The organism is Oceanospirillum linum (genome assembly GCF_001995095.2).
Lineage (GTDB): Bacteria > Pseudomonadota > Gammaproteobacteria > Pseudomonadales > Halomonadaceae > Oceanospirillum > Oceanospirillum linum.
Map to the genome: position 1 here is coordinate 988,652 of NZ_MTSD02000001.1, position 17,750 is coordinate 1,006,401.

Sequence of the window (17,750 nt, forward strand, 5' to 3'; positions counted from 1 at the left end):
GGATCTCTCTTGACTGACACGGAGTCTACTTTCTCTTGTGGGTCGGGCTTTAGCCCGTCAATCCAACCAGCAACACCAGACCTATGACGCCCTAAAGGGCGACCTACACTAAATGGTTAAATCTTCGCCGACCAGATGCAGAATTTACCGGTCTCGGCGATGCGCTCACAGTGTCCGAAGGTCGCTTCAATGATATCCGGGTATTTCAGAAAGCGATTGGCGACAATGCGTAGTTCACCACTGCGCTTCAGGTGCTTCTTCGCCTGGCGAATAAAACGATCAGCCAGCTCATAATCCGTTTTCTGACCAGTATGAAACGGTGGATTAGAGATAATCAGGTCAAAGCGATCAGTGATATCACTCCACATGTCAGAAGCATAAACCTGGCCTTGCATCTCATTGGCGGCAAGGCCGCGGCGGGTCGCTTCCAACGCCATAGCACTGACATCACAAAAGGTCACTTCCAGCTCCGGGCGTTGCTTTAACAGGCTCAAACCGATCACACCGGTTCCACAACCCATATCCAGCACTCTACGGTTACGCACCTTGGATGGTTTAATGCGCGGCATATTCTGCAGCATAAGCGCTGTACCCTCATCTAAACGACCATGACTGAATACACCGGGCAGACTCGTGAGCCTAAGATCCGCCAGCTCATCCGGAAAGCCATCCTTTTCCGGTAGCTGCCAATGAAGTTCCCAGGGCTCGGCATTAAACGTCTCAGGCTCGGGCAGTGAAAGCTCCTTATTGAGCTGCAGCTTCAGTAATGCACTTTTTTTCGCTTTGTCCGCCTTGCTTAAGTTCCAGGCACCCTCTGACCACTGGTCATCTGCAGCTGCTTTAAGCAATTTATCCGCAGACTTAATGCCGCCGTTGTTTTCACCCACCAACCAGAAACAGCCTCCGGATTTTAACAGAGGTAAAAACTGAGCAATCAGATAACGGGCCTGCTCTTTCGCTTTTGGCATAAACAGAAGAATGTGATCATATGCGGCCAACAAGCCACTCTCGCTATCCTGCCCCAAATAAGCCTGGAATAACGGCATAAAGCGAGCTTCATACTGGCGATGTTGATCCAGCGACTGATAACTGCGCCAATCATCAGTCAGCAGATGCAAGGCCTCAATCTGAGGCGTCAACAAGGGTTGAATCAGGTTCGTATAACCATCACTCACAGGCAGGTGCGCCATCAGAAGATCCCCCTTAAAGAGGGCTTGATTACGCAATACCAGCTCTGCAGCAGGGGACAAAACGCTCATAATTTTTTACCAGAATAAGAGAGAATCGGAGGTATTTTCAGGCAATATTTCAGCCTTGCCGAAGCGGTACTCTGGCATCAGGGCTTCCTGGCCAGAACATGAATATAGCGCCCCATCCGCCAATAGGGTTCCTGGTGACAATAACGCCACTCAAGCTCTAACAGCTTTTCCAGATCTTCATCCGAAGGCGCTTTATCCCGCAGGTAGTCGGTAAAAACCCGAATACCTGCAACAGAAGCAACCTCCAAACCCAGGTTTTTTAAGCCATCAATCACTAACATTGGTTTTTGCGGGCTAATGGGCGTTAAACGTAAGCGTTGCCCCGTACCGTCAAGGGTATCTCTAAGTGCTTTGTCGTAGTTACCCTTCACAATATTGCTGAAGCGCAGGCCATCTTCATTAAAAAACATCAGGGATAACCAACCGCCAGACTGTATCTGATTCACAATAGCAGGCAAGGCATCCAACGGCTGGTGTAGCCACTCAAGCACCGCATGGCACACCACCAGCTGTGCCGGTGGCACCTGCTCGCTCAGCTCCTGCAAACGGTAGGGATAGCATACTACAGGCTTATCATAGGTCGCTGATTGTTCCTGAAACAGCTGATCAGCCTCAGCCCGCATATCATCGGCAGGCTCAGTAAAGGTAACCTGATGACCTTGTTTGGCAAACCAGTCAGACATTTGCCCCAAGCCTCCGCCAATGTCCAGCACCTGCGCAGAATCAACCGCAGCCACAAAGGGGATTTTCTGCAAATCACGGGCTAAGAGTTCCTGACGCAACCAACCTTTGTTGGTGCCGTAGACATTATTACGAAACTTCTCCGCCAATCCGTTAAAGATTTTATCCGTTTGAATTTTAGCGCGGGGTGCAGCCAAGGCAGTAACCTCTATACAGAGTACAAAAATAAGCGATGTAATAATGAAGTAAAAATTAAGAGGCGGATACTAAAGGATTTTGGCTGGGGGATAAAGGCTGGTGCCTGACCTGAAAAGGCCCTATAGGCTATATGCATGGCATCAATAGGGCTCAGGCATGACTTATATATAAAAAACAATATTGGCCGTTCAAGGAACGGCCAACGGACTATCAATCAAAAAATCAGTTACTTATGGCTCTTCAGGTCCAGACCCTTAACAATATATAGGCGGTTACCATCAACGGTTTCAGCATCCAGCATCTTCTGTTCTAACTCACCACCAGTTGACCAGGTTGCAAAGTCGTCATCATTTAACACGCCCAAGCGCTCACCATCAATCAACCACAAGCCTTCCATCTTATCATGGGGGTATTGAATCTCTGAGACCATATCCACTACTAAGGTTTTTTCAACCGGCAAAACACCAATCTCTGCCAACCCCTGCCAGCCACGATCCAGTACAACCTGCTCAACAGTTTGCCCGTTCACAAGCAGGCCTAAACTTTCATCCTGAGAAAGTTTTCCTGTCTCGTCTAAAGACTCCAGATCAGTACCAGAATCTAAATCAACACGATAAACCGTTTTTTGTGCGTCAGGGGAAGCTGCACCTGAACCCTTTGGTCCACCAAACAGAAAGGCACCATCGCGCTCCAGCACTAAAAACTCAGTATCACTGATGGCAACAATTTCAGAATTGGAGTTTTGACTCTTTTCCTGTTTATACAAATACTGTCCAATCGCGCCGGTATCCAGGTTTATAGTTACAATGCGCGTCACATCTAAATTTTTCACCACCTTTGATGGGTTATAGATCGTTGACTGCATAATACCCACCAACGTCTTTTCATCTGGTGTAACCGCCAAACCTTCCATACCGCGGTTGGCACGTCGGTTGGCATACTCTCCTGGAAGCTTAATTTTGCCACGCTCATCGTTAGCAAATGCATTAATCCGGTCTATCTCGATACCATCTGCATTGTAATGAACAATATGAGGACCATATTCATCACTCACCCAAAAAGTCCCATCCGTCAATGCTACTAAACCTTCACCATCCAGGCCGTAGTCATCTAGCTTAATAGGGTTACTCACTTCATCATAAGCCAATCCAGGTGTCACCAGGACAGGAGAACCATCAGCGTTATATGGCGTTTCGCCTGTCCCACCCAGTGCAGATGAGTTTGGCAAACCACTAATTAAATGCCCATCACGATCCTTCAGAAGGATCGTCTTACGTAGTTCAACAGCACCATCAGCCATTACTTCAAACAGACCGATTCTCGGAGTGTAATCAGGTGTAGGGAACGTCTTGCCTTTACCGTAGCCCCCAGCAAAAGATGCATTCGGGCCCCGGTCAGTCAATGCATAAAACTGCGTTACCTTTTGTGGATGTGCCGTCATAGCTGAGCCATAACCACCATTACGCACTTCAAAAGCCTTCTGAGTCTTGTTATCGATCAGATCATCTCTCAGCACTGTATAAGGTAGCAAAGCACCTTCGGAAGAAACTGCATCCAGTACGTGTGTTATGGCAGAATTCTTATTGTCACCGGAATCATTACTGCTATCATCACAACCGGCTAAACCGACAGATAATGCAACCACAGCAGTAGCAAAAAAAATCTCTAATTTCATCAAGCTCACCTTTATCTTCATTTTAAGCATCCTGATAAAACCTCACTTGAGACAGATATCATTCAACGGCAATCAGATATCTCCAATTTCAGCCAAATAAAACCTAAAAGAGGCGATTCCATTCACTCCAGTCAAGTCCCGTTTATCTTCAATATACCCAATGCAAGTGTTCACAAGTGCCATTACATCGCATGACAACGAATAAAAACTATACTAAGTCCGGCAGATGACAGTGGTGTAACCTTAATGTGACAAAAATAATCACCTAATAATGTACCTGGCTTTTCAGTATTAACAGGCACCAGGTTAACTTTTAGGTTTGGCGGAAAGGAGAAAGGAGAGGCTTGGCAGGCAACGGCAAAAGGAATAAAGCCTTACAGGTAAGCTAGGCGAGAATATTTCCAGACATAAAAAAACCAGCCCGAAGGCTGGTTCTTTTTGTTCGGTATCTTAGCTAATCAGGAGATTAGAAAGACAGAACAGCACCTACAGCAGTAGACTCGGCAGTATCACCATCGCCAAGCTCAACGTAGGTGTACATGTTGCTGCCTAGGCTATAAGTTGCACCAAACATGTAGTTGGTTTCACTGTCAGCACCAGACTTATCTTCTTCAGACATATCAACAACAGCGTAAACATTACCCATGCCATAGTTAAAGTCAGCTGAAGCAGAAATAACTGATTTGTATGCGTCAGAAGTTTCGAACTTACCACCCAGAGTCAGAGCGTCAGCAGAGAACTGCGCACCAACACCAACGCCATCTTCAGAATCAAATGCAGCAGAAGCAACAATGCCTTCAGCTACTGCAAATTTAGCACCCAACTGCATAACTTGCTGCTTGTCTTCAACTGCTTCCGTACCTTCGTTCAGCTGAACAGAAGCACCAACAGTCAGAGCACCGAATTCGCCAGTGTACTGAACTTGCTGGTTTTCACCCGCAGTGAAGCTAGATGATACGTAGTCAGCAAACTCAGCTGCGTAAACCATATCATGTACAAAATCGTTTGATACTGTATCAAATGCACCAACACGAACAGTACCGAAGCTACCTTTCACACCCAGATAGTTCTGGTCAGAAATTTCCAGACCGTCTTTTTGGCCAGTACCCTTAGGTGCGCCTTTGTTGGTGCCTGCGTCAAATTCAAACTCAGCCTTATAGATAGCAGTTAGGCCATTGTTCAGCGCTTCTTCACCTTTAAAGCCGATGGTGGAACCGTTATCAGCCGCATACATATCATCTGTTGCATCTACAACAACCTGAATGTTGCCGTATACAGTAGGAGCCGCTTGTGCAGCTACTGAGAAGCTCATAGCACCAGCAATAGCGGTAGCAATCAGAGTCTTTTTCATTTGATAATTTCCTTTCTCTACTCAATCGCTCTGCATAAATGCAGAAGTTTTATCGGTGTGCTGACTGGATATTCATACAATCCAGCCAATCAATAACCGTTATTGTTTCAATCGCAGGAGCTACTTTAAACATCCTGCGGCCGCATGGCAATAGTCAAATCCGCCCTTTTTTCAATGAATTTATACGGTTTTGATCTGTGTCCGTCAAAGATTTAATAATGTAGCTGCTTGGAGAACCAAAGCACCTTAAAGAATGTTTTTGACATATTCATGACAGAAAAAGAGGCATGCTCAAGTAATCTTTACTGCTTAACCGACAGTATCGAAGCCCGCCTTGGCACAGGTGTCCACTTTTCTTTTGTAACAACTTCACCGAATAATTCAGTTTTCTCTGTATGCATATTCAACGATAAGCTGAATACTTCTTCTGCCACGAAACTCATTAATATCAAGCTGATAGGCAAGATTAATCTGGTCACCTTCTTTAAAATCAATAGTTTGCCCACCCGACAGAGCCTTGAACCAGATCCCTTTGACGGATATGTTTTTCTTCGGATCACTTAACAATAGCTGTAAATGACTTTGGTCAGCACCTACAACCCTCAGCTCCTCAACCAGAAAAATGCTACTGAAACAGGGCACTTCAAACTCCCTGCCAAAAGGTTGAAGCTGCTGCAGGGTTGCCCATTTTTTTTCTGTAATTGCTTCAATCTGTAAAACTGAGTCTATTTTCACTACAGGTTGTAACGTCAGATTATTCAGTGCGGCTTCCACAGCAGCATTAAAGACCTCGGAAAACTCTTTGAGCCTACTTTTATTCAGCGTCAGTCCGGCAGCCCCCCGGTGACCACCAAATTTCACCAGAAGTTCTTTATCCCAGTCATGTACCTGCTGCAGGATATCTCTGATATGAATACCATCAACACTGCGGGCAGATCCCGATAGATGATCGGGATTGAGTGCAGGACAGATCACGATACTGGGTTTACCCGTTTTTTGAGTAATGCGGGATGCCACAATGCCCTGAACCCCTGCATGTCCATGCTCCAGAAAAACCGACAACCCCTGATAGTTCCTGGCTAACTGATCTTCAACCATACGATAAGCATCCTGCGTCATCTCTTGCTCAATCGCTTTACGGTCTTCGTTATCCTGATCAAGAATCGCCAGGTAATGTTCCGCCTGGTGATCTGTTGGAGATAGCATATAGTGTAATGCAGCATAGGGGTCATCTAACCGCCCCCGGGCGTTAATACGAGGCCCAAGCTGGAAACCGAGTGTACCTGCATCAAAAAATTCAGTTTCTTTACGTAGTAGTTTTCGGATAGCACGCCAACAGGGCAGATCAAAACGATTAATCAACTTCAGGCCGGCATGGACGACAGCCCGGTTCACAGCGCTTTCACCAAGAGAAACACAGTCTGCAACGGTACCCAGTGCCACATAACTGAGTAAGAAGCCCAGCTTGGGTACCTCTTTTCTTACTTTTCCCTGCCTAACTAACTGATCCCGGACCTGTGCCATAACCAGCCAACTGACCATGCAGCCAGCGATGGTAGCATCGGGATAACCGCAATCATGCTGCGTTGGATTCACCACGGCATAAGCCGATGCAGGAGCGCCTTCCTCTGGCAGTGCGTGGTGGTCCGTGACAATCACGTCAATACCCGCTTGCTTCAGCAGAACAAGCCGGGGCTCATCACTGGAGCCACAGTCCGCGGTAATAATCACATCCGGTAAAATATCCTGATCCAGAATCCGGGAAATCAGGCCTGCGCTAACGCCATAGCCATCATTGATTCGATGACCAATCAGGCTATGAATATTATCAGGAGGGACGGCAAATAACTCAGTCAGTGCACGATACAAGACAACATGGGAGGTGATGCCATCCACATCATAATCTGTCAGCACGCCAATGCGCTCACCACGGCTTACAGCCTGAGCGATCCGTACCGCAGCCTTCTCACAATCTTTCAGCAACGTCGGGGGTGGGATATGCTTCAGTGCGGGCGTAACAATACCATCAAGGTTAAAGGTATCGCCCTTAACTCTCCCGGCAATGATTGTGGCTAATAAAGGATCCAGCTCCATTTTCCTGGCCTGATCTAAAACGGCGGGATTTAATGCTCTAGGCTGAAAAATGGGACGGCTCATGTTTATTCCACACAATAATAAAACAGAAGGCAAAAAAAACAGGGAGCCTCAGCCCCCTGTTTACTTGTAAGGTTACAACCAGCACAGACTTATCTGAAGCTGCACGAACCTAACGCTTGTTACCAACCACAAACGCCTGAATTGCTTCAGCATCGGCGGGCAGCACTGAGAAACGCTCTTCCCGCTCCATCAGGTCCGCCATGTGCGCGGGTAAAGGCGCACCTTTAAAGCCCGCCTTTACGATAGCATCTTCAAACTTAGCCGGATGCGCAGTAGCCAGGGTGATCATAGGAACAGCCTTATCACGATTGCAGGTTTCTGCAGCGCGATAGCCAGTGGCAGTGTGCGGATCAAGTAACTCGCCGGTACGCTCAAAAGCTTCTTTGATCACTTCGATAGTGGTGTCATCATCTACGCTCAGACTGTCGAACAACTCTCGGGCTTTATCCCAGCGGGGCTGCTCAATATGAACCGGCTCGTTGTTAAAGCGCTTCAGCAGATCTTCTACAGCAGCGCCATCGTTGTCATAGAGGTCAAACAGTAAACGCTCAAAGTTACTGGATACCACAATATCCATGCTTGGCGACAAGGTATGCAGCAAGGGCTGTTTACTGAAATCATTTTTACTGATCACCCGGTGCAGAATATCATTGGCGTTGGTTGCCACTACAAACTGATTGACCGGAAGACCCATTTTGTAGGCGATATAACCCGCAAACACATCACCGAAGTTGGCCGATGGTACGCTGAAAGAAACTTTACGGTGCGGTGATCCAACGGCGACAGCAGAAACAAAATAGTAAACAACCTGCGCCATAATACGCGCCCAGTTAATAGAGTTCACAGCCACCAGACGCGTTTTTCCGCCCAGAAAGTCCTGATTGTTGAAGCTCTCTTTAACGATAGCCTGACAATCATCAAAGTTACCTTCAACGGCGATATTAAACACGTTATCCGCCAATACTGTCGTCATCTGACGACGCTGGACTTCAGATACCCGGTTGTATGGGTGCAGGATAAAGATATCCACATGATCACAAGGCTTACAGCCTTCAATGGCAGCAGAGCCTGTATCACCAGAGGTTGCCCCCATAATCACAGCATGTTCGTTACGTTTACCCAGGAAGTGATCCAAAAGACGACCCAGCATCTGTAATGCTACATCTTTAAAAGCCAGTGTCGGGCCATGAAACAGTTCCAGCAGGTAATGGTTGCTATCCAGCTGTTTAAGGGGCGTGACGGCATCATGTTTGAAGGTGCCGTAGGTATCTTCAATCATGCTTTTCAGTGTATCAGCGGGAATCTCATCACCGATAAAAGCATGCATAACCTTGTAGGCGATATCGGTATAGGGCAGTCCTGCCCAGGAAGCGATCTCTTCAGCTGAAAACTGAGGAATAGTTTCCGGCACATACAGGCCACCATCACTGGCCAAACCGGTCAGAACAACATCTTCAAAGTTAAGGGCGGGCGCTTGGCCACGGGTACTGATATAACGCACGGTGAGATTCTCGTATTCAGGTTTATAGCGGCCCGATAGGGTACGGGACGATTATGATCCGGCACCGGGGTAAGGTGCCGGACTTTTTAATCAATTAGCTATCCAGGTCTTCAACACGGATACGCACCACTTCACCACAGATATCCACCAGAGATTCGATCTCGCGGATCGCCTCATTCATCTGCAGTTCCTGGCACTGATGTGTCATAAAGATGATCGGCACCATCTCGCTCTCTTTATCTTCTTTCTGAATAATGGCTTCAATACTGATGCCTTTATCACTCAGAATGGTGGCAACCCGAGCCAATACACCCGGACGGTCAACCGCCTGCAGACGTACATAATAAGCGGTGGATACATCATCCATGGACAGAATTGGCGCATTCTGGTCCAGATTATCCTGAGTAAAGCCCAATGGTGGTACGCGATCAGAGTAATCCGTGTTCATACCCCGCGCCACATCCACAATATCAGCAATCACAGAGGATGCTGTTGGCTCTGCACCGGCACCAGGGCCGTAATACATGGTAGGACCTACAGCATCACCCTGTACCATTACCGCATTTAACACGCCGTGTACATTAGCAATCAGACGATCTTTAGGAATCAGAGTTGGGTGAACCCGCAACTCAACACCCTCTTTGGAGCGTCGTGCAATACCCAGGTGCTTAATCACATAACCCAGCTCATCGGCCTGTTCGATATCCAGCGGAGTGATCCTGCTGATACCTTCGGTGTAGGCTTTGTCGAACTGTAATGGAATACCAAAAGCCACAGAGCCAAGAATCGTCAATTTGTGGGCAGCATCGATACCTTCAACATCAAATGTTGGATCCGCTTCGGCATATCCCAACGCCTGAGCCTCTGCCAGCACATCAGCAAAATCACGACCATAGTCGCGCATTTGGGTCATGATATAGTTGCCAGTGCCATTAATAATGCCAGCCAACCAGTTAATCTTGTTAGCCGCCAGGCCTTCACGAATCCCTTTAATCACCGGAATGCCACCGGCAACTGCCGATTCAAAGGCAACAATTACGCCTTTAGCTTTTGCAGCTTCAAAAATATCGTTACCGTGTACCGCAATCAGTGCTTTATTAGCTGTTACCACATGTTTGCCATTTTCAATGGCTGTCATTACAAGTTCACGGGCAACGTCATAGCCACCGATCAGCTCAACAACCACATCAATTTCCGGGTTGTTAGCCACATCAAAAATATCGCGGGTGACATCAATTCCTGTAGTATCACAGTCAGGGTTATCGCGACGGGCACCAATCTGCTCAACAATAATAGGGCGACCAGTACGACGGGCAATCTCTTCAGCATTGCGGATCAAAACATTAACTGTGCCGCTACCCACAGTACCTAAGCCACATACACCCACTTTTACCGGTTTCAATACAATACCCTCTTACCTATTCCTGCATAAACGATTGGTATGCCTGTTTCAGCATATTCTTTTCTGGCAAATACTGTCAGATCTTCACAGAACCTGTCGTTAAATTACTCGCCATTTGAGTTCCCATCTTATCGTTTTTTCAGCCTGATAAAAACCAAGTCGGCCTACAGAGCGCAAATATTAGCTCTGTTGTTCAACAATAACCGACAGATAGAAAGCCATAAACAAAAACGCCCCGAAGTAAGTATCAGGGCGTCCCTTTTAATAAAAACCGGAAAACCTATAATGCCAGACCTAAAGCAGTAGCCAGGCGCTCAGCGGGCATATAACCCGGCAGAAGGCGCCCGTCATCCAGAAATATAGCGGGGGTTCCCTGAACACCTAACTTCTGGCCAAGACGATACTGATCGGCAATGGGGTTCTCACACTGCTTATCTTCAACGGATTCACCTTGTTTAGCCTGAGTCATAGCATCCTGCTGGTTCTCTGCACACCAGACCGACACCATCGAGTAATAAGAGCCAGAGCCTATTCCTGCCCGTGGGAAGCCAAGGTAGCGGACAGTAACGCCCAGCTCATTTAGCTTTGTCACTTCTTTGTGCAGCTTGCGACAATAGACGCAATCGATATCCGTGAAGACCGTTATCTGACCTTTTTGCTCACCTTTAGCCGGAAAAACCACCATCTGACTGGCATCAAGACTCTTGATTTCTGAAGCACGGGCCGCCATACGGCGCTCTTCAGTTATATTCTTGAACCCCTGGGGTGCAATCTGATACAGATCCCCTGTAAAGATATAAGCTCCATCCGCCGTACTATAAAGAATCTCACCCGTTTTTAGCTCAACTTCGTAGATAGCCTCAACCAGAGAAGGCCGAATCTCATCCACCGGAATACTCGGCCCCGCAGACTCAAGCTTTTGTAAAATAATCTCTTCCGGTGTTGCCGCCTGAGCAGACACCGGCAAGAAAAAAACAACCAGCGCAAGACAGGTCGCAATGACAGATTGACTGCTATTCAGCAGACGCGGCAATATTTTCATAATTGGATATCCTGAACCTAAAAATCGCAGCTTTATGATCCGGCCACTAGAGCCAACAAGCTACGCAGTGTTCTCTGTGACCGAATTGCCCCGGAAATGTTCCATAAGGCGCACTATCAAAACTCAGAGCAGGAAGCTCGTCAACCTGAAAACACTTGATAGTTCAAGCATTACAACCTTCAGGTACAACCTCTACGCTCTGGGGTGGTGTTCCCGGTACAGCTCTTTCAGCCTCTGATTCGCCACATGCGTATAGATCTGAGTGGTTGTCACACTGGAGTGACCCAGTAACAGCTGCAGAGATCTGAGGTCTGCTCCATGGTTTAACAGATGCGTCGCAAACGCGTGCCTTAACTGGTGTGGTGACAGTGTTTCCGGCAGGCCCGCTGCCAAAGCATACTTATGGATACGATACCAGAAAGCTTGCCGTGTCATAGCGCCACCTTTCCGGCTGGGAAAGAGAGCTGTTTCACTCTCTTTAAAGCCAGGTAAAGCCGGCCGGATATCTTTCAGGTAATGGCACAATTCATCCTGAGCAGTCTCTCCTAAAGGAATCATCCGTTCTTTCTGTCCCTTACCTGTTACCCGCACAATTCCTTGTTGCAAACTGACCTGGCCAGCGGTCAGTCCCACCAGCTCGGAAACCCGTAACCCTGTGGCATAAAGCAGTTCCAGCATACAGCCATCACGGGCCTGAATCGGGTCAGAGCGATCCGGTTGATCCAGCAATGACTCCACCTGCTCTTCAGAGAGTACTGCCGGTAATTTTCTGTCAGCCCGAATTTTAGGTAGCAAACTGACCGGATTCTGCTTAATCAGCTCCTCATCCATCAGCCAGTAATAGAATCCTTTCAACGCACTCACAATGCGAGCAACTGAACGTTTATCGAGATTTATCGCAAAACAGGCTTCACGAAAGGCCAATAGGCGCTCAACATCCAACGCCAGCAACACATCCTGATCACAAACCGCCTTCTTACTGCTTTCTGATTTCAGAAAATCCTCAGGCTGAACCAACCAAAACACCAGATATTTCAAATCACGCTGATAGGCAAGCAGCGTATTCCGGCTAAGACCTTTCTCAAGTATCAGATAACTCAGATATCCCTGAATAAGCACGTCAGACGTCAGTTTAGTCATCGCAGATCACCACCAGCCAGCCCTCAGACTTATCTATTTCAAATAACAGACATAAAAAAACGGGCAACCCCGAAAGGTTACCCGTTTTTTCAGCAAGTCGAACTGATCTTAACGAATCAGGACAGCTTTTCTTTAATACGTGCAGCTTTACCGCTCAGTTCACGCAAGTAGTACAGTTTCGCCTGACGAACGTCACCACGACGCTTAACAGAGATACTATCTACCAGAGGGCTGTAAACCTGGAAAGTACGCTCAACACCAACACCATGGGAGATCTTACGTACGGTGAACGCAGAGTTCAGACCACGGTTACGCTTACCCAGAACAACACCTTCAAACGCCTGCAGACGCTCACGGTTACCTTCTTTAACTTTTACCTGAACAACAACGGTGTCACCTGGTGCAAATGCAGGGACTTCTTTGCTCATTTGTTCGGCTTCAAGAGCCTGAATTACTGTATTTTTGCTGCTCATTAGCTCGCTCCTAGATTTAAGCCGCTCGACTTGCGCATTAGCGCGAACCGTCATGATTGCGGATGAATTCTTCCAACAATGCCTGGCGCTCATCGTCCAGGTCGACCTTTTCCAGCAACTCCGGCCGCCTTAACCAAGTTCGGCCCAGAGATTGCTGAAGACGCCACCGACGAATGGCTTCATGATTCCCGCTTAACAGAACATCCGGCACGACAAGATCATCAACCTGTTCAGGTCTTGTATAGTGCGGACAGTCCAGCAAGCCATCGGAGAATGAATCTTCTTCAGCAGAAGCTTCATGCCCGAGAACGCCGGGAACCATACGTGATACTGAATCGATAAGGGTCAAAGCAGCGAGTTCACCACCGCTCAGAACATAATCACCGATTGACCACTCTTCATCTATTAATGTCTCCACCACGCGCTCGTCGATGCCTTCATAACGACCTGCAACAATCACCATGCGGTCGCGCTGAGACAGCTCACGTACACCTTCCTGATCGAGGGGACGTCCTTGGGGAGACATATAGATCACCTTAGCATCCGGCCCGGCTTTTTCTTTAGCGGCTAAAATAGCGTCGCGCAAAGGCTGAACTTTCATCAGCATGCCAGGACCGCCACCATAGGGGCGATCATCTACTGTGCGGTGTTTATCTGTTGCGAAATCACGAGGATTCCAGAATTCAAGCGATAGCAGTTCTTTCTTAACTGCCCGCCCGGTAACACCATATTCGGTGACCGCATCAAACATCCCTGGAAACAGGGATACAACGCCTAACCACACAGTTTAATCTCTTTAATAAAAGTCAGCTCCATTACGAAAACCGACTAGAAGTCAGGATCCCAGTCAACAAGCATAGTGCCGTCACTGAGATTGACCTCTTTAACTACCTGATCCACCAGATAAGGAATCAGACGCTCGGCGTCATCAACACTTTCCGGTGTTGCTTTTACCACCAATACATCATTTGCACCGGTTTCCAGCAGGTAGTCCACCGAACCCAAATTAACATTTTCGGTTGTGAATACTGTCAGCCCTTCTAACTGGTGCCAATAGTAATCACCCTCCTCCAGCTCCGGTAGTGAGTCTTTCGACATGCGAACCTCACAGCCACACAGCTCCTCAGCCCCATTACGATCCGTAATGACTTTAAGGCGGGCAACCAGACCCTTGCCATGCTTTTTGCCCTTTGCAACATCAAACTCGCCTAACGGCTTGTCATCTTTCCACAAAGACCATTTTTTATGCTGAAAAATACCGTCCATAGGGTCGGTAAAAGAATAAACCTTAACCCAGCCCTGAATACCAAAAGGACTTGTAATTCTACCTAGGACTACAAAATCTTCTGGATCTGACATAAGCCTGACTTATTCTCTCAATTCATCAGATTAGCCAACTGAAACAGCGGGCTGATTCGATGTTTAAAACGACAACCGTTCTTAAGCCTCAAACGTAAAATCGTCAGGCTATAACTGGCTTCGACACCAGTTAGAAGCGGTCATACTGGTTTATTACTGCGTTTTTAAAAGCAGTAATTACTTAGCAGCATCTTTCAGCAGCTGAGCAACACGGTCGGATACAGTTGCACCCTGGCCTTTCCAGTATTCTACACGGTCAAAATCAACACGCAGACGCTCTTCCTGACCTTTAGCCAGTGGATTGAAGAAACCTATACGCTCAAGGAAACGACCATTACGGGCGCTACGTGAGTTAGTCACAGTCAAGTGATAGAACGGGCGCTTCTTAGAGCCGCCACGAGCAAGACGAATGGTTACCATTGCCTTTTTATCCTATGTTCGGAGTTCTCAAAATTTCGCTACAGACTTTCATTTACGGCCTTTCAGCCCGAAAGGCGGCATATTCTAAGGGAAAACACCGGCTTTTGGAACCACAAAAGCACAATATTCCGCCACAACCACAATTTACATTGGGCTGAGCAGAAACGTCAGTCTGAAAATGTGCGCGCTATTGTAGGCGTACACAGCCTAAACGCAAGCCTGAAGCACCTTTTTCTGCAACTTATCGGCAAACCTAACCGATCAGAGCCGCAGGAAAACAAGAGGCCAAGTCTAGCAACCTATTGTTTTAAAAGCACTATATCTGAAATATATCAGTGGAAGTGCAAAACTGAAAAAAGAAAGAAAAGGCCTGATAAAACAGCGCCTTTTCTTAAAAAGAGGTCTATTCCTTCACTCCAGCCAAACAGGCTTAGAAGCGAGGAGGCATACCACCGCCACCCATTCCTGGAGGCAGCATTCCACCAAGACCACGCATCATTTTGGACATGCCGCCTTTATTTCCCATTTTTTTCATCATTTTCTGCATCTGCTTATGCTGTTTCAACAGACGATTCAGATCCTGAATCTGAAGACCGGAGCCTGCACAGATCCGGCGTTTACGGGAGCCAGAGATCATATCAGGCTTACGGCGTTCATAAGGTGTCATTGAGTTAATCAGAGCTTCCAGCTTGCCCATCTCTTTCTCAGCTGCACCATTTTTAGCAACTTCAGCAATCTGTCCCATGCCCGGCAACTTATCCATCAGGCCGGCCATTCCCCCCATATTTTTCATCTGTTGAATCTGGTCGCGGAAGTCTTCAAGGTCAAAACCTTTACCCTTCTTAACTTTCTTAGCCAGTTTCTCAGCTTTTTCCTTATCGATCTTCTGCTCTGCTTCTTCAATCAGAGACAGAATGTCACCCATACCCAGAATACGGGAGGCGACACGATCCGGGTGGAATGGCTCAAGGGCATCAACCTTCTCCCCCATCCCCATAAACTTAATCGGCTTACCGGTAATATGACGTACAGACAGCGCAGCACCACCACGTGCATCACCGTCAGCTTTAGTCAGGATCACACCTGTCAGTGGCAATGCATCGCCAAATGCTTTGGCAGTATTAGCCGCATCCTGGCCTGTCATAGCATCAACTACAAACAGTGTTTCAACAGGATTAATACCCGCATGCAGCTCTTTAATTTCGCTCATCATGTCATCGTCAACATGCAGTCGACCTGCAGTATCTACGATGACGACGTCAAAAAACTGGATCTTCGCATGAGCGATAGCTGCGTTAGCAATATCTATAGGCTTCTGATCGGTGGAGCTGGGAAAGAACTCTGCAGCAACCTCACCGGCCAGTGTTTCCAGCTGCTTAATCGCCGCCGGACGATAAATATCAGCTGAAACCACCAGAACTTTTTTCTTTTCCCGTTCTTTCAGGTAACGAGCCAGCTTTGCCACGGACGTCGTCTTACCCGCCCCCTGCAAACCAGCCATCAGAATTACCGCAGGAGGATTAGCCGCCAGGTTCAGCGTTTCATTCGCCTCCCCCATGATCTGCTCCAGCTCCTGCTGAACGATTTTAACGAATTGCTGACCAGGACTAAGACTCTTGCTTACCTCCTGACCAACGGCCCGCTCTTTAACTTTTTCAATAAAAGCTTTAACAACGGGCAGCGCCACATCAGCTTCGAGCAACGCTTTACGTACTTCCCGCAGAGTGTCTTTAATATTATCTTCCGTCAGGCGAGCCTGACCGGTAATCGAACGCAGACTTTTCGATAGGCGTTCGGTTAAATTCTCAAACATCTATAACTTCCTCGCTGCTAAGACAGCAGAAAAACATTCAAACATGGGCTCTTATGGCACAAAAATAAACAAAAGATCGTACCAGGCAATTAAAATCCGGTTAATGCCCGCATTATAACCAGTGGAGGCACCTATCATCTATGGGCAAATAAGCTTTAACCAAGATTCACAGCTAACTGAGCATTAAAACAGATGCCTAATGAGGGGCAGTAATGATGCAGCGTCGCCTGCAATCAGTTACTATTGGCTCTCATTTATCAGGCAGGACCTGATTCTGATTTCAGGCAGTCCGTTAAGGGTTTCCAATTCCCCAACCTACTGTATTTATACGGGATAACTGACAGATTATGGATGCTATCGCACTAGCTCTGATCGCCATCGTTTTCTACTGTGCCGCAGCGACTTATCAGCTGCTTGCCTTGCAACGCAAAGCACCAAACCGCCCTCCCATGATCCGTCTGCTGGGGGCCGCGGCTGTTCTGAATCACGGACTCAGTGTCTGGCTGGCGATTTTTCAGTCAGACGGACTGCACCTTGGTCTTACTGAAATGAGTTTGCTGGCCACCTTCACCATAAGCCTGATGTTACTGATCAGCAGCTTTAAGAAGCCGGTGCTGAATCTCAGTATCGGGGTCTTCCCTATGTCGATGCTGGCTCTTATTTTTGCCATCTGGGGGCCGGTTTCAGCACCGAGCAATCACCTGCCTCCCGGCTTGACGCTACATATCCTGTCCTCCCTGGTTGCATATAGTCTGATTGTTATTGCTGCTTGTCAGGCGCTCCTCGTTTCAATCCAGAACTACCAGCTAAAGCACAAACAAACCCGCGGCATCATTCAGGTGTTACCTCCTCTTCAAACCATGGAACGCTTGCTGTTTGAATTGATCTTCAGCGGCGTTATTATTCTGACCATCGCTATCGGTAGTGGTTTTATCTTTATTGAGAATCTGTTTGCCCAACACTTGGCACACAAAACCGTTCTTAGCCTGATGGCATGGCTCGTTTTTGCCGTTTTGCTGGCCGGGCACCGGTGGCTGGGTTGGCGCGGTATGACGGCTGTTCGCTGGACTTTGGGCGGAGCAACACTTCTCGTTTTGGGATATTTCGGCAGTAAAGTTGCCCTTGAAATCCTGCTGAATTAACCCGAGATTACAGTAACTAATCTTCTGCTTTTCAGCCTGTTCACCTTGACGTCAGCCGGCCGAAAATTTAAAAGTAGAATCTGCGAACTTTAATCGCAGTAAAAATAATAAAAGCGTCACCTATCGACGCTGCCCAG

The 17,750-nt window shown here is 47.5% G+C and carries 15 protein-coding genes; 1 reads left to right on the top strand and 14 read right to left on the bottom strand.

Annotated elements, in window-relative coordinates; genetic code table 11:
* Positions 1 to 116: 116 nt before the first annotated feature.
* The 14 genes from BTA35_RS04610 to ffh all read right to left on the bottom strand — a co-directional run bounded on the left by BTA35_RS04610 (position 117) and on the right by ffh (position 16,471).
* Positions 117 to 1,259, bottom strand: coding sequence for a methyltransferase (locus tag BTA35_RS04610; protein WP_077243214.1), 1,143 nt, complete (start codon positions 1,257 to 1,259; stop codon positions 117 to 119).
* 77 nt (positions 1,260 to 1,336) lie between these two features.
* Positions 1,337 to 2,137 (bottom strand): methyltransferase domain-containing protein, encoded by an 801-nt coding sequence (locus BTA35_RS04615; RefSeq protein WP_077243215.1) that lies wholly within the window; start codon positions 2,135 to 2,137, stop codon positions 1,337 to 1,339.
* Between the two features lie 227 nt (positions 2,138 to 2,364).
* Complete coding sequence (locus BTA35_RS04620; protein ID WP_077243387.1) at positions 2,365 to 3,813, bottom strand: esterase-like activity of phytase family protein; 1,449 nt, start codon at positions 3,811 to 3,813, stop codon at positions 2,365 to 2,367.
* A 466-nt stretch (positions 3,814 to 4,279) separates the two neighbouring features.
* Positions 4,280 to 5,164 (bottom strand): porin, encoded by an 885-nt coding sequence (locus tag BTA35_RS04625; RefSeq protein ID WP_077243216.1) that lies wholly within the window; start codon positions 5,162 to 5,164, stop codon positions 4,280 to 4,282.
* Positions 5,165 to 5,545: 381 nt separating this feature from the next.
* Complete coding sequence (recJ, locus tag BTA35_RS04630) at positions 5,546 to 7,321, bottom strand: single-stranded-DNA-specific exonuclease RecJ (RefSeq protein WP_077243217.1); 1,776 nt, start codon at positions 7,319 to 7,321, stop codon at positions 5,546 to 5,548.
* A gap of 109 nt (positions 7,322 to 7,430) precedes the next feature.
* Positions 7,431 to 8,822: a threonine synthase gene (gene thrC, locus BTA35_RS04635; RefSeq protein WP_077243218.1), complete on the bottom strand. Its 1,392-nt coding sequence runs from the start codon at positions 8,820 to 8,822 to the stop codon at positions 7,431 to 7,433.
* Positions 8,823 to 8,916: 94 nt separating this feature from the next.
* Complete coding sequence (locus BTA35_RS04640) at positions 8,917 to 10,224, bottom strand: homoserine dehydrogenase (RefSeq protein WP_077243219.1); 1,308 nt, start codon at positions 10,222 to 10,224, stop codon at positions 8,917 to 8,919.
* Between the two features lie 280 nt (positions 10,225 to 10,504).
* The gene (locus tag BTA35_RS04645) at positions 10,505 to 11,266 is read right to left on the bottom strand and encodes a DsbC family protein (protein WP_238377481.1); all 762 of its coding nucleotides are present in this window, start codon (positions 11,264 to 11,266) and stop codon (positions 10,505 to 10,507) included.
* A gap of 192 nt (positions 11,267 to 11,458) precedes the next feature.
* Positions 11,459 to 12,406 (bottom strand): site-specific tyrosine recombinase XerD, encoded by a 948-nt coding sequence (gene xerD / locus BTA35_RS04650; protein WP_077243220.1) that lies wholly within the window; start codon positions 12,404 to 12,406, stop codon positions 11,459 to 11,461.
* A 116-nt stretch (positions 12,407 to 12,522) separates the two neighbouring features.
* Complete coding sequence (gene rplS, locus BTA35_RS04655; protein WP_077243221.1) at positions 12,523 to 12,879, bottom strand: 50S ribosomal protein L19; 357 nt, start codon at positions 12,877 to 12,879, stop codon at positions 12,523 to 12,525.
* A 37-nt stretch (positions 12,880 to 12,916) separates the two neighbouring features.
* Positions 12,917 to 13,663 carry a tRNA (guanosine(37)-N1)-methyltransferase TrmD gene (trmD, locus tag BTA35_RS04660; protein ID WP_077243222.1) on the bottom strand — a complete coding sequence of 249 codons (747 nt, stop codon included), beginning with the start codon at positions 13,661 to 13,663 and terminating at the stop codon, positions 12,917 to 12,919.
* A gap of 44 nt (positions 13,664 to 13,707) precedes the next feature.
* Complete coding sequence (gene rimM, locus BTA35_RS04665; RefSeq protein ID WP_077243223.1) at positions 13,708 to 14,238, bottom strand: ribosome maturation factor RimM; 531 nt, start codon at positions 14,236 to 14,238, stop codon at positions 13,708 to 13,710.
* A gap of 177 nt (positions 14,239 to 14,415) precedes the next feature.
* Positions 14,416 to 14,658, bottom strand: coding sequence for a 30S ribosomal protein S16 (gene rpsP, locus BTA35_RS04670; protein WP_077243224.1), 243 nt, complete (start codon positions 14,656 to 14,658; stop codon positions 14,416 to 14,418).
* A gap of 430 nt (positions 14,659 to 15,088) precedes the next feature.
* The gene (gene ffh, locus BTA35_RS04675) at positions 15,089 to 16,471 is read right to left on the bottom strand and encodes a signal recognition particle protein (RefSeq protein ID WP_077243225.1); all 1,383 of its coding nucleotides are present in this window, start codon (positions 16,469 to 16,471) and stop codon (positions 15,089 to 15,091) included.
* 347 nt (positions 16,472 to 16,818) lie between these two features.
* Here ffh and BTA35_RS04680 point away from each other — a divergent pair, with 347 nt between their 5' ends.
* Positions 16,819 to 17,613, top strand: coding sequence for a cytochrome C assembly family protein (locus tag BTA35_RS04680; RefSeq protein ID WP_077243226.1), 795 nt, complete (start codon positions 16,819 to 16,821; stop codon positions 17,611 to 17,613).
* The last annotated feature ends 137 nt before the right edge of the window (positions 17,614 to 17,750 follow it).

Coding starts and splice junctions, on each gene's coding strand:
- BTA35_RS04645 (WP_238377481.1), bottom strand. CDS start 11,266: ATGAAAATATTGCCGCGTCTGCTGAATAGCAGTCAATCTGTCATTGCG.
- xerD (WP_077243220.1), bottom strand. CDS start 12,406: ATGACTAAACTGACGTCTGACGTGCTTATTCAGGGATATCTGAGTTAT.
- BTA35_RS04680 (WP_077243226.1), top strand. CDS start 16,819: ATGGATGCTATCGCACTAGCTCTGATCGCCATCGTTTTCTACTGTGCC.
- rimM (WP_077243223.1), bottom strand. CDS start 14,238: ATGTCAGATCCAGAAGATTTTGTAGTCCTAGGTAGAATTACAAGTCCT.
- rpsP (WP_077243224.1), bottom strand. CDS start 14,658: ATGGTAACCATTCGTCTTGCTCGTGGCGGCTCTAAGAAGCGCCCGTTC.
- BTA35_RS04620 (WP_077243387.1), bottom strand. CDS start 3,813: ATGAAATTAGAGATTTTTTTTGCTACTGCTGTGGTTGCATTATCTGTC.
- BTA35_RS04625 (WP_077243216.1), bottom strand. CDS start 5,164: ATGAAAAAGACTCTGATTGCTACCGCTATTGCTGGTGCTATGAGCTTC.
- recJ (WP_077243217.1), bottom strand. CDS start 7,321: ATGAGCCGTCCCATTTTTCAGCCTAGAGCATTAAATCCCGCCGTTTTA.
- ffh (WP_077243225.1), bottom strand. CDS start 16,471: ATGTTTGAGAATTTAACCGAACGCCTATCGAAAAGTCTGCGTTCGATT.
- BTA35_RS04610 (WP_077243214.1), bottom strand. CDS start 1,259: ATGAGCGTTTTGTCCCCTGCTGCAGAGCTGGTATTGCGTAATCAAGCC.
- rplS (WP_077243221.1), bottom strand. CDS start 12,879: ATGAGCAGCAAAAATACAGTAATTCAGGCTCTTGAAGCCGAACAAATG.